Below are 12,513 nucleotides of genomic sequence, written 5' to 3'. Positions count from 1 at the left end.
TCCGATGCGCGTGCGGACCCCACGCGGCCGGATCCAGCGACACTCCATTCGCACTCGACAACCGCACACTGTCGCGGAACGCCCCCACCACATCCCCATGCCGCGACAACGCCCAAAACCCCAGACCCGGGTTGTGGTACAGCGGCGCTTCTTCCCGCAACCGCCGATACACCGGATACGGATCGTCGTGAAACCCGTAGTCATACGGGTCGAACACCAGCGGCCCCACCACAGCCGTCATCGCCCACACTCCCAAACCGATAACACGTTCCGCAACGCGGCACCGCATGGCGGCCCAAACGAAGACAGATAGCTGGACATGTGTCTGGACACTACCACCGCGTACTCGATCTCGACAATCATCCGATCAGAGCCCACTTCTCCGCTTGGGAGCGAAACACCGACGGGAGTCGATACAGGTCGGATCACCTGACGCCCAGATCTCGGCGAGAATGGCAGAGTTAGAACCTGTTATTGCCACCGATCACGTTCCAAGACTATATTCCGTACACGTGTCCAGACAGTATCGGAGTAATCCATGAGCAGCCTTCTGCCCGCCGACGGGTCCCGCCTGCTGATCGGCGGCAAGCTGGTCGAGGGCGCCGACGGTGTCTTCGCGACGGTGAACCCCGCAACCGAGGAGGTCCTCGGCCTCGCCGCCGACGCGAACGCGGCCGACCTCGACGCGGCCGTCGACGCCGCGCGCACCGCGTTCGACGAGACGGACTGGTCGCGCGATCACGCCTTCCGGGCGCGCTGTCTCGCGCAGTTGCGCACCGCGCTGGAATCCCATGTCGAGGAACTGCGCGAGATCACGATCGCCGAGGTCGGCGCACCGCGGATGCTCACGAGCGGCCCGCAACTGGAAGGCCCGGTCGCCGACCTCGGTTACGCGGCCGGGCTCCCCGAGACCTACGCCTGGGAAATCGATCTGGGCGTGGCCGCGCCCATGGGCATCAAGACACGCCGAGTACTGCGCCGCGAACCGATCGGTGTGGTCGGGGCGATCACGCCCTGGAACTTCCCGCACCAGATCAACTTCGCCAAACTCGGCCCGGCGCTCGCCGCGGGGAACACCGTCGTGCTCAAACCCGCGCCGGACACCCCGTGGTGCGCGGCGGCGGTCGGCGCCATCATCGCCGAGGAGACCGACATCCCGGCCGGTGTGGTGAACATCGTGACCTCCGCGGACCACACGCTCGGCGCCCGGCTCACCGCGGATCCGCGCGTCGACATGATCAGCTTCACCGGGTCGACGGCCACCGGCCGCGCCGTGATGACCGGCGCCGCGACGACATTGAAGAAGGCGTTCCTCGAACTGGGCGGCAAGTCGGCGTTCATCGTGCTCGACGACGCCGACATCGCGGCGGCCTGCTCGGTGGCGGCGTTCTCGGTGTGCGTGCATGCGGGACAGGGGTGTGCGCTGTCCACCCGGCTGCTGGTGCCACGCGCCGCCTACGACCGAGCGATCCAGGCGGCCGCGGCCACGCTCGGCGGGATCGAGCCGGGCGATCCCGCCGACCCGCGCACGGTCTGCGGGCCGCTGATCTCCGAGCGGCAGCGCGCCAGGGTCGAACGCTACCTCGACATCGCGCGCGCCGAAGGCGGCCGGATCGTGGTGGGCGGCGGGCGGCCGGACCGGGAGCGCGGCTTCTTCGTCGAACCGACGTTGATCGCGGACGTCCCCAACAGCTCGACCGTCGCCCGCGAGGAGATCTTCGGCCCGGTGCTGGTGATCATCCCGCACGACGGCGACGAGGACGCCGTCCGCATCGCCAACGACTCCCCCTACGGCCTGTCCGGTTCGGTGTGGGGCAACGACCCCGAACGCATCCGGCGCGTCACCGAAGGAGTGCGCACCGGGACGCTGAGCGTCAACGGCGGCATCTGGTACTCCGCCGACGTCCCCTTCGGCGGCTACAAGCAATCCGGCCTCGGCCGCGAGATGGGCATCGCCGGTTTCGAGGAGTACCTCGAGACGAAAGTCATCGCCACCGCGGCCTGACCGTCGCGGGACAACACAGAGGAGCTGAAGTCCATGGCCCGTTTCACGGGAAGATCCGCCATCGTCACCGGCGCCGCGCAGGGCATCGGCGCCGCCTACGCGCAGGCGCTGGCCGCCGAAGGCGCGAACGTCGTCGTCGCCGACAAGAACGCCGAAGGCGGCGCGGCGGTGGTCGAGAAGATCGTCGCCGACGGCGGCACCGCCGTGTTCGGGCAGGTCGACGTGTCCGATCCCGAATCCGCTACCGCGCTCGCCGATTTCACCGTCGCCGAATTCGGCGCCATCGACCATCTGGTGAACAACGCCGCCATCTACGGCGAGATGAAGCTGAACCTGCTGCTGACCGTGCCGTGGGACTACTACAAGAAGTTCATGAGCGTGAACATGGACGGCGCGCTCGTCATGACCCGCGCCGTCTGGCCGCACATGTCCGAACGCCGCAGCGGATCGATCGTCAACCAGTCCTCCACCGCCGCGTGGCTGTATTCCAGCTTCTACGGGCTGGCCAAAACCGGCGTCAACGGCCTGACCCAGCAATTGGCCTTCGAGCTGGGCGGATCGAACATCCGCGTCAACGCCATCGCGCCGGGTCCGATCGATACCGACGCCACCAGGTCGGTCACCCCGGACGTGATCGTCGACGACATCGTCAAACGCCTGCCGCTCAAGCGGATGGGCACTCCGCAGGATCTCGTCGGCGCCTGCCTGTACCTGCTGTCGGACGAGGCGAGCTGGGTCACCGGGCAGATCTTCAACGTCGACGGCGGACAGATCGTGCGATCATGAGCGCCCGCATCGGATTCCTCGGCCTCGGCAACATGGGTGCGCCGATGGCCGAGCGCCTGCTGGAGTGGCCGGGCGGGCTGACGGTGTGCGATATGCGGCCCGAGGCGGTCGAGCCGTTCCTCGCGGCTGGAGCGGAGGCTGTCGCCTCGGCGGCCGAGCTGGCCCGACAGGCCACCGTCATCTCGATCACCGTGGTGAACGACGCCCAGGTGCGCGAGGTGATCACCGGACCGGAGGGCCTGCTGCGGACCGCAGCACCGGGCACCGTGGTCGCCGTGCACTCAACGATCAGCGACCGCACCGCCGAGGAACTCGGCGCGGTCTGCGGCGAGCGCGGCGTCGAACTGGTGGACGCGCCGATCAGCGGCGGCGCACCCGGCGCGACCCGCGGCGCGCTCGCGGTCATGGTCGGCGGCAGCGTGGCGGCGTTCGAGCAGGTGCGCGAACCGTTCGGCTGCTTCGCCGACCTGATCGTGCACGCCGGGCCGGTCGGCGCGGGCACGCGCATGAAGTTGGCGCGCAACCTCTTGCACTTCGTCTCCTTCACCGCGGCCACCGAGGCGCAACGGCTGGCCGAGGCGGCCGGTCTCGACCTCACCGCGCTCGGCAAGGTGGTACGGCACTCCGACGCGGTCACCGGAGGGCCCGGCGCCATCATGCTGCGCGACACCACCGCCCCGATCCAGGACGGCGACTTCTGGTTGCCGATCCTGCGGCACGTGCGCGACCTCGGGGAGAAGGACCTCGGTCTCGCCCTGGAGTTGGGCGAACGGCTCGGCACCACGCTGCCGCTGGCCGAACTCGCACTCGACCGGCTCGGCCCCGGCCTCGGCGTCGGGACCGGCACCTCCGTATCGGAAAGGCAATCCTCATGAGCGACAACGGTTCCGGCGACTCCGCGCGGCAGCGTGGGCTGGCCAAGATGGCCGAGGTCTACGGCACGGAATTCCAGGAGTACCCCGGCGCCCACTTCGCCGTCACCGCCGACCACCTCTTCGCCGACATCTGGTCGCGGCCCGGGCTCACCATCCGCGACCGCAGGCTGCTGCTGCTCGGCGCGCTGGCGGCGCAGGGCGCGATCGACACCGCCGGCATCCAGATCGGGGCCGCGCTGCGCAACGGCGAACTCACCGAAGACCAGCTGCACGAGATCGCGGTGTTCCTGTGCCACTACGTAGGTTGGCCGAACGGCACCAAACTCGACATCCTGGTGGGCACGATTGTGGCGCAGCAGAAGAAGGCCGCCCGCGCGCAGTCCGCGCCCGCCGAGCAGTGAAGGATCCGTTGATTATGTCCGACGCCACCACCATCCGCCCCCTGCGCGCCAGCCGAGTCGAGAACTGGGACCACCGCGCCGACGTCGTCATCGCCGGATACGGCATCGCGGGCGTCTGCGCCGCCATCGAGGCCGCCCGCGCAGGCGCGGACGTGCTGGTCCTGGAGCGCACCGGCGGCTGGGGTGGCGCCGCCGCCCTGGCGGGCGGATTCATCTACCTCGGCGGCGGCACACCGCTGCAACAGGCCCTCGGTTTCGAGGACACCCCCGAGAACATGGAGACCTTCCTGCTCGCGGCGCTGGGGCCCGGCGTGGACAAGGCGAAGATCGCCGACTACACCCGCGGCAGCGTCGAGCACTTCAACTGGCTGGTGTCCTGCGGCGTGCCGTTCCGCGAGGCGTTCTGGGGCGAGCCGGGGTGGGAGCCGCCGCACGACGAGGGGCTGATGTACTCCGGCGGCGAGAACGCCGCGCCCTTCAACGCGATCGCTGGACCCGCTCCGCGCGGCCATGTTCCGCAGATGGCCGACAAGCGCACCGGGGAGAAGGGCGGCGGCTACATGCTCATGAAACCGCTGGCCGACACCGCGGAAGCGCTGGGCGTGCGCGCGGAGTACGACATGCGGATCGCGCGGCTGATCGTCGACGACGACGATCGCGTGGTCGGCGTGCTCGCCCGCCGCTACGGCAAGCCGGTCGCCATCCGTGCCGAACGCGGCGTCGTGCTGGCCACCGGCAGCTTCGCCTATCACAAGGAGATGATCGAAGGCTACGCGCCACGACTGATCGGCAGGCCCGCCGCGGCGATCGAGGAACACGACGGCATCGGCATCCGGCTGGCGCAGGCGCTCGGCGCGCAGCTGGCGCACATGGACGCGACCGAGGTGGCCTTCTTCGGTGACCCGCAGTTGCTGGCGCGCGGCATCCTGGTCAACGGGCGCGGCCAGCGCTACATCCAGGAGGACACCTATCCCGGCCGGATCGGCCAGGCGACGCTGATCCAGCAGGACAACCAGGCGTACCTGGTGATCGACGAGGCGTCCTACGAGGAGGCGCTGACCACCGAGACCTCGACGCCGTTCTTCCGCCAGCCCCCGACCTGGGTGGCGGAAACCATCGCCGAGCTGGAAGCCGAGATGGGCCTGCCCGGCCAGGCGTTGCAGGCCACGGTGGAGTGCTACAACCTGCACGCCGCCAACGGCGAGGACCCGTTGCTGGGAAAGAAGCCGGAATGGCTGCGCCCGCTGCGCGGATCGGTGGCGGCGTTCGACATGCGCGGTTTCACGGCTGGTTTCACCCTCGGCGGACTGCGTACCGACCTCGATTCCCGGGTGCTGCACGTCTCCGGGGAGCCGATCCAGGGGCTGTTCGCGGCGGGCCGGTGCACCTCCGGCCTGTGCGCGGGCGGTTACGTCAGCGGCGCGTCGCTGGGCGACGGCAGCTTCTACGGCCGCCGGGCCGGTATCGCGGCGGCCAAGAACTGAACCGTTCCAATCCGCCTAGTAGGATCCAGACACATGTCCGAACCCGATTCCGTCATTCTCGAGGCGACTCGCCGCAGGCTCTCCGGCAAACAGGCCGACACCGTCGACAAGCTGACCCGCTCAGCGGTGGAAGTGCTTGCGCGCGAAGGGTTCGCGGGCATGACCATCCGGATGGTCGCCGCGGCTGCCGGGGTCGGGACGGCCACGGCGTACACCTACTTCTCGTCGAAGGAGCATCTGGTCGCCGAGATCTTCTGGCGGCGGCTGGTCGCCTCGCCGTCGCCGGTCAGCGAGGACCCGGACCCGACCGTCCGGGTGGTTGCCGAACTGCGGAACATCGCGATGCTGGTGGCCGACGAGCAGGAGCTCTCCGGCGCGGTCACCAGCGCGCTGCTCGGGCGTGATCCCGACGTCGAGCATCTGCGCGGACGCATCGGCGCCGAGATCCGCAAGCGCATCATCCGCGCCCTCGGTCCGGACCCGGACCCCGACGTGGTCGAGTCGCTGGAATTGCTCTACGCGGGCGCGCTGGTGCGCGCGGGCATGGGCTACGGGTCGTACTCCGAGATCGCCGACCGGATCGAGGCCTCCGCGCTGTTGATCCTGCGGTAGCGCGGACAATGCCGGACGACTTCGAGCCGGTTACCCGAAACCGGGCCGCACGGCGCGTGCTTGCTCGTATCTTTGCCGTAGTCGGTGCAGATCGGAGTGGGAAAAGTGCAATCTGGTGAGCTTTCCGCGGACTACGTCGTCGTCGGTTCGGGATCGGCGGGCGCGGTGGTGGCCAATCGGCTCAGCGCCGATCCGGGCACCACGGTGGCGCTGCTCGAGGCGGGCCCGCCGGACAAGAACAAATTCGCCCACATCCCCGCCGGGTTCGCGAAACTGTTCCGCTCCGAGGTGGACTGGGACTACCTCACGCAGCCGCAGCCGGAGCTGAAGAACCGCGAGATCTACTGGCCGCGCGGCAAGATGTTCGGCGGCTCGTCGTCGATGAACGCCATGATGTGGGTGCGCGGCTTCCGCGCCGACTACGACGAGTGGGCGCTGCTGGCGGGCGCGGAGTGGGGCTTCGCGGCGGCCGTCGAACAGTTCCGGCGCATCGAACGCGTAGAAAACGCCCAGTATCCCGACGAGGGCACCGAAGGTCCGCTGCACGTCTCCCGCCAGCGCAGCCCGCGCGGCCTCACCGCCGCCTACCTCGCCGCGGTCCAGGAGGCGGGCTACCAGGTGGAGCCGCCCAACCGGCCGCAGCCGGACGGGTTCACCGAGACCATGGTCACCCAGCGCGGGGGCCGTCGGTGGAGTACCGCGGACGCTTATCTGCGGCCCGCCTTGCGTCGTCCGAACCTCACGATCCGCAGCGAAGCGCTCGCCACCCGGGTGCTGTTCGACGGCACGCGCGCCGTCGGCGTCGAGTACCGCCAGGGCGGTGTCGCGCACACGGTGACCGCGCGGCGCGAGGTCGTGCTGTGCGGCGGCGCGATCAACAGCCCGCAACTGCTGATGCTCTCCGGTATCGGCGACCGCGACGAACTGGCCCGCCACGGCATCGAGGTGCGTCACCACGCGCCGGAGGTGGGCGCGAATCTGCAGGACCACCTGGTCGCGGGCATCGGCTACGGCGTCGCGGAGGATTCGCTGTTCGACGCGGAGAAGCCGCGCCAACTGCTGGACTACTTCATCCGGCATCGTGGCATGCTCACCTCGAACGTCGGCGAGGCGTACGGGTTCATCCGCAGTAGGACGGATCTGGAGTTCCCCGACCTGGAGCTGGTCTTCGCGCCCGCGCCGTTCTACTACGAGGGACTGCAGGACCCGACCGAACACGGCGTGATCCTGGCGACGGTGCTGCTGCGCCCGCAGAGCCGAGGCCGGATCGCCTTGTCCGACGCGGACCCGTCCGCCAAGCCCCTGATCGATCCGCGCTACCTGTCCGACTCCGGGGGCGCGGACCGCGCCGCCATCATGGCCGGGCTGCGCGTGTGCGCCGCCATCGCCGCGGAGCCGTCGATGAAAGCGGTCCTCGGCCCGCTGATCTACCCGCCGCAGGCGCCGGCGGAACCGGAAGCCGTGCTCGAGCTGGCGCTCAACTCCTACGCGCACACGCTCTACCACCCGGTCGGCACCTGCCGCATGGGCACCGACACCGCCAGCGTCGTCACCCCCCGGCTGGAAGTGCGTGGCGTACAAGGGCTTCGAGTAGCCGACGCCTCGGTGATGCCGCTCATCATCCGCGGGCACACGCACGCACCGGCGGTGTTCATCGGCGAGCAGGCGGCTTCGTTCATCCTCGCCGGGTAGGGGGTCTTCTCGCCTACGACGCGACGAACAGTCCGAGCGAGGCGGCGGCCAGCAGGAGATACGGCAGCGGGTATCCGATGTGTGTGTAGTGCCGCGCCCGAACCACGGTCAGCACCGCGCCCACGAAGTAGAGCACCAACCCGGCCGCCGCGGCCGCACCGATCGGCGGAAACGCCGGACCGGCCAGCAGTCCGGCCCCGCCGAGCGCCTTGACCACGGCCAGGGGCGTGAGCCACGAATCCGGGATTCCGTAGGCGCGCATGTTCGTCCGCACCCACTCGGCGCGGACCACATCGATACCGGCCGCGAGCAAGGCGGCCGCGGCCGCGAGCACCGTGGCGACGACGTAGGCGATGTCCATGTCAATACCCTTTCCTCAGGTGCCGCGCCCGGCCCGGACGACGGTCACCTGTGAGCTGTCGAATCCGTCATCCCGATGACGGACCACAGAGCGGAAAGGTGACCGATGCCCACCGAAGACGGCTTGGCGCGGGAATTCGAGGTGCAGCGCGACCATCTGCACGCGGTCGCTTACCGCATGCTCGGCTCACCGAGCGAGGCCGACGACGCGGTGCAGGAGACCTGGTTGCGGCTGGCCCGCCACGACGTCGAGGACGTGCGCAACCTCCCGGGCTGGCTCACCACCGTCGTGTCCCGGATCTGCCTGGACATGCTGCGTGGCAGGGCGGCGCGGCGCGAGGAACCGCTCGACCACCCGCCGCGGCTCGACAGCGGCGCCGAGGAGAACGAGCCGGAGCGCGAGGCGGTCCTGATCGAGTCGGTCGGCCGGGCGTTGCTGGTGGTGCTGGACCGGCTCGGCCCCGACGAGCGGGTCGCGTTCGTCCTGCACGACCTGTTCGCGGTGCCGTTCGACGAGATCGGGCCGATCGTCGGCCGCACCGCGCCGACCGCCAAGAAGCTGGCCAGCCGAGCCAGGCAGCGCGTGCGGGGCGTGGATGTCACGGCGGGCCCGGAGCTCGCCGCGCAGCGGCATGTCGTCGAGGCGTTCCTGCGCGCGGCGCGCAGCGGCGATCTCGACAGGCTGTTGTCCGTCCTGGCGCCCGACGTGGTCCGGACGGCCGACGCCGCCGCGCTCCCCGCCGGAGTGGCCACGACCGTGCGCGGCGCGGGGTCGGTCGCCGCGGAAACCGTGCTGCTGCAGAGGCGTTCGCAGGTGGCGGCGCTCGCGCTGGTGGAAGGTCACCCGGGTATCGTCGTCGCCCCGCGCGGCAGGCTGCTGCTGGCGCTCACCGTCACGGTGCACGGCGACCGGGTGGCCGGATACCGGGTGACCGCCGATCCGTCCCGGCTACGCGGGCTCCCGATCAGCCTGTTGCCCTGCTGATTTCGATCCGCCTCGTTTCAGCGCACCGGCCGCATCCGGCTCGGCGCGCTCCGCCGCTCGGCGCCGCCGGAATTCTCGCGGCGTCTCGCCGAAACGGGCCTTGAACGCCGCGGAGAACCACGCCGGGGTGAATCCGGCGCGAATCGCCAACTCGCGGATGGGATCCTCCCGGGTGGGATCGTCCAGCAGATCGCGCGCGGCGCGCAGGGCCTCCTCCCGCCGCACGTCGCGATAGGTGGTGCCGACCTGCTGCAGCACCGAGCGCAATTGCCGGGGCGACCAGCCCAGCGCGTGCGCCACCGCGGGCAGGCGGACGTCGTCCCGGCCGACGTTGGCGCGCACGTACTGCCGGATCTGCGCGACGACTTGAGCGTGATGACCGCGCTGCGGATGGGTTTCGCCGAGCGAGATCAGGCTCAGCAATTCGGCGATCCGGTCACAAACCGCGTTGAACTCGTGGTCGGAGAGGTTCGACTGCTCGGCGTGGGTGCTGCGGATCATGGCCTGGGTGATCCGGCCGAGTCCGGAGTTCAGGTCGATCGTCATGCCGCGTTCGGCGAGCGGTCCCGCGCGATGATCGAGTTCGGCCCGGGGCAGCTGGATGGCGAAGGCGGACAAGAGCGGGATATGGATCTGGCACAGGTCGTCGAGTGCGGTCACCGCGGCCTGATCCGCCCGCGCCCGCGTCTCCTCGCCGCGATAGCGCACCGAGTACACGCCCCGTTCGGGGATGACCACCCAATAGAAGTCGTCGCACGGACCGTGGCGGATGTTGGTCCGGGTGCGATAGGAGGTACTCGTTCCGCGCTGCTCCCAGCGCAACAACCGGTAGGCGGTCGATTCCTGCACCGTCATGCCCGAGTACCACCGTTCGGGATCGCCGTACCGGTAGTCCATCGGAACGAAACCGTTGGCGATCGCTGTCCACGATTGGGCGTCGTTGGCGGTCACGCCGTAGCACTTCATGGTGAGAACCTATCGCCGCTGGATCCACCGCATATCGTAGTGCCGGCCAGAACGATACGGCTGCCGCGCGAACCTCGCGACGCTGGGAAGTCCGCGCCGCAGCGGACGGCTCGGCCGCCGATTGCGTCGGCGCGCCGCGCGTTACGTACTCAGCGCACGGGCACCCGGGCGAATCCGAGCGGCGGCGTCGGCGCGGGCCCGGTGCGCAAGACGGACCGGAAATCGGGCAGCACCGGCAGGACGTCGGCATTCCGGGCGGCATAACACCGCACGGCGGGAAGCGCACGGGCCACCTCGGCGCGCTCCACCGGCTCGTGGTCGATGAAGCCGATGGTGTCGAGTCCGAGGCCGAGCGTGCGCGCGATTCGGACGATCGCCGAAGATTTGGGGCCCCAGCCGATCTCGACGGCCGAGAACATCTCGTAGACGCCGTGCCGGTACAGCTTGTCCAGCGTCCACTCACGCTCGCCGCGACTGGCCACGGCATGCCAGATCCCCCGTTCGCTGAGCACGCGCAGGGTGCGCAGCGCGGCGGGCCGCAACGCGCCGACGGTCGCGTCGCACACGGCACCGTCCCACAAGGTGTTGTCCACTTCCCAGACAAGACATCTCAGAGCCGGTGTCATCGCCCTGCCCCTATCGTTGCGTCATCACTGCCTTTCCGCCGTGGCGTGCGCGACAGATGGGCACTGCACACCATCCAGGACACGACACGTGCCGGACAAGACCCTGGTTACATGGCCATGACCGGCGCGGGTGATCCTACCGGCATGTCGGCCGCGCCTCGCGGCAACGACCGAACTGGCTGCGCTCCGCACCCGGCGACGAGCCGGTGGGCCGAGCCGGAAATGGGCAGGTGGTCACCGGAAATCGGTCGCACGTCCAGCTGCTGTGACCGCTCACAACTCCCTGCCGGACGGTCTCACTCGCTCTCACAGAACCCGTCGATCGGGTCCGCGAAAGAGATCAACAGATTAGTGTGAATGCGCTGCACAGCAATCGTGGGCGGAAGGGAGTCGCCAATGTCCGTCGACAGTTCGGCCCGGCCGAGCCTGACCCTGTCGGGAAAGCCGATGTCGTCGCCACTGAAAGACGTTCGCGGGCTATCGCGTCAGATGGTCGGCCACTTCGTCGAGAACGTCATCCCGTGCGGAACCCTACCGGGTGACGCCATCGCAGGCGACGTCACCACCATCACCCGGGTCTGCCTGGAGCTGGCGGTGAGCATGCTCGACGGAAAGGACCTTCCGGAGAAACTCCAGCGGCTCGGCGACGCCGCCGCGGGATGGGCGCGGGAGGGAGTACCGATCGACACCATCCACCACTCGATCCACGAAGGCTTCAAGATGGGCCTGGAGCTGGTGGTGTCCGACGCGACGATGAAGGACTACGACGACCTCGTCGACGGCGCCAAGATGGTGGTCGAGATGCTCGACATGATCAACTCGGCGGTCTCCATGGCCTACGTCCGCGAGCTGCGCGCGGTGGTCAGCGAGCACCACACCGCCGTGCACACGCTGACCTCCGCGTTGCTCGGCGGGCACAGCACCTCCACCATGGCGCGCGAATGCGGCATCGCCATCGCCTCCTCGTACGCCGTTCTGGCCGTGGCGATTCCGCCGCACCGCGAGGAACGCAATCCGATGGTCGACGGCAAGGTCGTCGCCCGCAGGAAACTGCGGCGGGTCCAGGCCGAGCTGGCAACGCGCTGCGGCGAGGCCGCGCTGTCGCTGCTGAGCGTGGACGGTGGCACGGTGCTCATCCCGTCGGGCCACTTGAACAACGAGCAGCTCGACGCCCTGGTCACCCAGCTGTCGCACGCCGCGCAGGTGGGCGTCACCGCGACCATGGTCGAGGCCACCCCCGAGAAGATTCCCACCGCCGCCGACCAGGCGCACGAACTGCTCGACATGGTGCAGCGATTGCAGGCGGTCGCCGGACTGTACCGCTTCGACGAGCTGGCGCTGGAATATCAGCTGACCAGACCCGGGCCCGGCCGCGAGTACCTCGGCTCGCTGCTGGATCCGCTGGACGCGCACCCGGAACTGCTGGAGACGCTGCAACGGCACATCGCCAACAACCTCAACCGGCAGCGCACGGCTCGCGTGCTGCACGTGCACACCAACACCGTCGACTACCGGCTCAAACGGATCGGACAGCTCACCGGATTCGACCCGTCGCAGCCGTCGGGTCTGTGGTATTTGCGCTCGGCACTCGTCGCCCGCACGTATCGCACGACCTGACCGCTCGACGCGTTCACGGGTTCGTCGCCGTCCGCGGCCGGCGGCGGACCGCGACGACCCCGCGTGGATCACTCGCCCGCCGCCCGTTCCCATGCGCGGGAACG

12 protein-coding genes and 1 pseudogene are annotated in these 12,513 nt (G+C 69.4%); 9 read left to right on the top strand and 4 right to left on the bottom strand.

Features of this window, described 5'->3' with window-relative positions; genetic code table 11:
- Nucleotides 1-241, bottom strand: a pseudogene (locus ACFV2O_RS33085) (cytochrome P450); the annotation flags it as partial.
- 297 nt (nucleotides 242-538) lie between these two features.
- On the opposite strand from ACFV2O_RS33085, the gene ACFV2O_RS33080 reads away from it, so the two are divergent.
- From ACFV2O_RS33080 to ACFV2O_RS33050, 7 genes are all read left to right on the top strand, one after another.
- A complete protein-coding gene (locus tag ACFV2O_RS33080; RefSeq protein WP_379255543.1) occupies nucleotides 539-2,005 on the top strand; it encodes an aldehyde dehydrogenase in 1,467 nt (488 codons plus the stop codon).
- Nucleotides 2,006-2,038: 33 nt separating this feature from the next.
- Nucleotides 2,039-2,791 (top strand): SDR family oxidoreductase, encoded by a 753-nt coding sequence (locus ACFV2O_RS33075; RefSeq protein WP_355078351.1) that lies wholly within the window; start codon nucleotides 2,039-2,041, stop codon nucleotides 2,789-2,791.
- Nucleotides 2,788-3,666: an NAD(P)-dependent oxidoreductase gene (locus tag ACFV2O_RS33070; protein ID WP_379255541.1), complete on the top strand. Its 879-nt coding sequence runs from the start codon at nucleotides 2,788-2,790 to the stop codon at nucleotides 3,664-3,666. Before ACFV2O_RS33075 ends, ACFV2O_RS33070 begins: the two co-directional genes overlap by 4 nt.
- Nucleotides 3,663-4,067 (top strand): carboxymuconolactone decarboxylase family protein, encoded by a 405-nt coding sequence (locus tag ACFV2O_RS33065; RefSeq protein ID WP_379255540.1) that lies wholly within the window; start codon nucleotides 3,663-3,665, stop codon nucleotides 4,065-4,067. Before ACFV2O_RS33070 ends, ACFV2O_RS33065 begins: the two co-directional genes overlap by 4 nt.
- Nucleotides 4,068-4,081: 14 nt before the next feature.
- Entirely contained in the window at nucleotides 4,082-5,551 is a 1,470-nt protein-coding gene (locus ACFV2O_RS33060) for an FAD-dependent oxidoreductase (protein WP_379255538.1), read from the top strand.
- Between the two features lie 33 nt (nucleotides 5,552-5,584).
- Nucleotides 5,585-6,163: a TetR/AcrR family transcriptional regulator gene (locus ACFV2O_RS33055; protein WP_039797950.1), complete on the top strand. Its 579-nt coding sequence runs from the start codon at nucleotides 5,585-5,587 to the stop codon at nucleotides 6,161-6,163.
- Nucleotides 6,164-6,268: 105 nt separating this feature from the next.
- Nucleotides 6,269-7,855 (top strand): GMC family oxidoreductase, encoded by a 1,587-nt coding sequence (locus ACFV2O_RS33050; RefSeq protein ID WP_379255537.1) that lies wholly within the window; start codon nucleotides 6,269-6,271, stop codon nucleotides 7,853-7,855.
- Nucleotides 7,856-7,868: 13 nt separating this feature from the next.
- Here ACFV2O_RS33050 and ACFV2O_RS33045 read toward each other — a convergent pair whose 3' ends face one another.
- Nucleotides 7,869-8,216: a DoxX family protein gene (locus tag ACFV2O_RS33045; RefSeq protein ID WP_379255535.1), complete on the bottom strand. Its 348-nt coding sequence runs from the start codon at nucleotides 8,214-8,216 to the stop codon at nucleotides 7,869-7,871.
- A 105-nt stretch (nucleotides 8,217-8,321) separates the two neighbouring features.
- Between ACFV2O_RS33045 and ACFV2O_RS33040 the strand changes: the two genes are divergently transcribed.
- Nucleotides 8,322-9,200 carry a sigma-70 family RNA polymerase sigma factor gene (locus ACFV2O_RS33040; RefSeq protein WP_379255533.1) on the top strand — a complete coding sequence of 293 codons (879 nt, stop codon included), beginning with the start codon at nucleotides 8,322-8,324 and terminating at the stop codon, nucleotides 9,198-9,200.
- Here ACFV2O_RS33040 and ACFV2O_RS33035 read toward each other — a convergent pair.
- A complete protein-coding gene (locus tag ACFV2O_RS33035) occupies nucleotides 9,165-10,166 on the bottom strand; it encodes a helix-turn-helix domain-containing protein (RefSeq protein WP_379255532.1) in 1,002 nt (333 codons plus the stop codon). The genes ACFV2O_RS33040 and ACFV2O_RS33035 overlap by 36 nt on opposite strands.
- A 149-nt stretch (nucleotides 10,167-10,315) precedes the next feature.
- On the bottom strand, nucleotides 10,316-10,792 hold the full coding sequence (locus ACFV2O_RS33030) for an HAD-IIIC family phosphatase (protein WP_379255530.1): 477 nt from the start codon (nucleotides 10,790-10,792) through the stop codon (nucleotides 10,316-10,318).
- A 396-nt stretch (nucleotides 10,793-11,188) separates the two neighbouring features.
- Here ACFV2O_RS33030 and ACFV2O_RS33025 point away from each other — a divergent pair, with 396 nt between their 5' ends.
- A complete protein-coding gene (locus ACFV2O_RS33025; RefSeq protein ID WP_356968133.1) occupies nucleotides 11,189-12,409 on the top strand; it encodes a helix-turn-helix domain-containing protein in 1,221 nt (406 codons plus the stop codon).
- Nucleotides 12,410-12,513: the final 104 nt, after the last annotated feature.

Origin of the sequence: Nocardia sp. NPDC059691 (assembly GCF_042733915.1) — a bacterium.
Taxonomy (GTDB): Bacteria; Actinomycetota; Actinomycetes; order Mycobacteriales; family Mycobacteriaceae; genus Nocardia; species Nocardia sichangensis.
The sequence above is the reverse complement of the archived record's forward strand: the minus strand, read 5'-3'. Positions and strand labels throughout refer to the sequence as shown.

Bases quoted from the DNA above. Each gene is read 5' to 3' on its own strand.
- ACFV2O_RS33080 (WP_379255543.1), top strand. From the start codon at position 539: ATGAGCAGCCTTCTGCCCGCCGACGGGTCCCGCCTGCTGATCGGCGGC.
- ACFV2O_RS33075 (WP_355078351.1), top strand. From the start codon at position 2,039: ATGGCCCGTTTCACGGGAAGATCCGCCATCGTCACCGGCGCCGCGCAG.
- ACFV2O_RS33070 (WP_379255541.1), top strand. From the start codon at position 2,788: ATGAGCGCCCGCATCGGATTCCTCGGCCTCGGCAACATGGGTGCGCCG.
- ACFV2O_RS33065 (WP_379255540.1), top strand. From the start codon at position 3,663: ATGAGCGACAACGGTTCCGGCGACTCCGCGCGGCAGCGTGGGCTGGCC.
- ACFV2O_RS33060 (WP_379255538.1), top strand. From the start codon at position 4,082: ATGTCCGACGCCACCACCATCCGCCCCCTGCGCGCCAGCCGAGTCGAG.
- ACFV2O_RS33055 (WP_039797950.1), top strand. From the start codon at position 5,585: ATGTCCGAACCCGATTCCGTCATTCTCGAGGCGACTCGCCGCAGGCTC.
- ACFV2O_RS33045 (WP_379255535.1), bottom strand. From the start codon at position 8,216: ATGGACATCGCCTACGTCGTCGCCACGGTGCTCGCGGCCGCGGCCGCC.
- ACFV2O_RS33040 (WP_379255533.1), top strand. From the start codon at position 8,322: ATGCCCACCGAAGACGGCTTGGCGCGGGAATTCGAGGTGCAGCGCGAC.
- ACFV2O_RS33035 (WP_379255532.1), bottom strand. From the start codon at position 10,166: ATGAAGTGCTACGGCGTGACCGCCAACGACGCCCAATCGTGGACAGCG.
- ACFV2O_RS33030 (WP_379255530.1), bottom strand. From the start codon at position 10,792: ATGACACCGGCTCTGAGATGTCTTGTCTGGGAAGTGGACAACACCTTG.
- ACFV2O_RS33025 (WP_356968133.1), top strand. From the start codon at position 11,189: ATGTCCGTCGACAGTTCGGCCCGGCCGAGCCTGACCCTGTCGGGAAAG.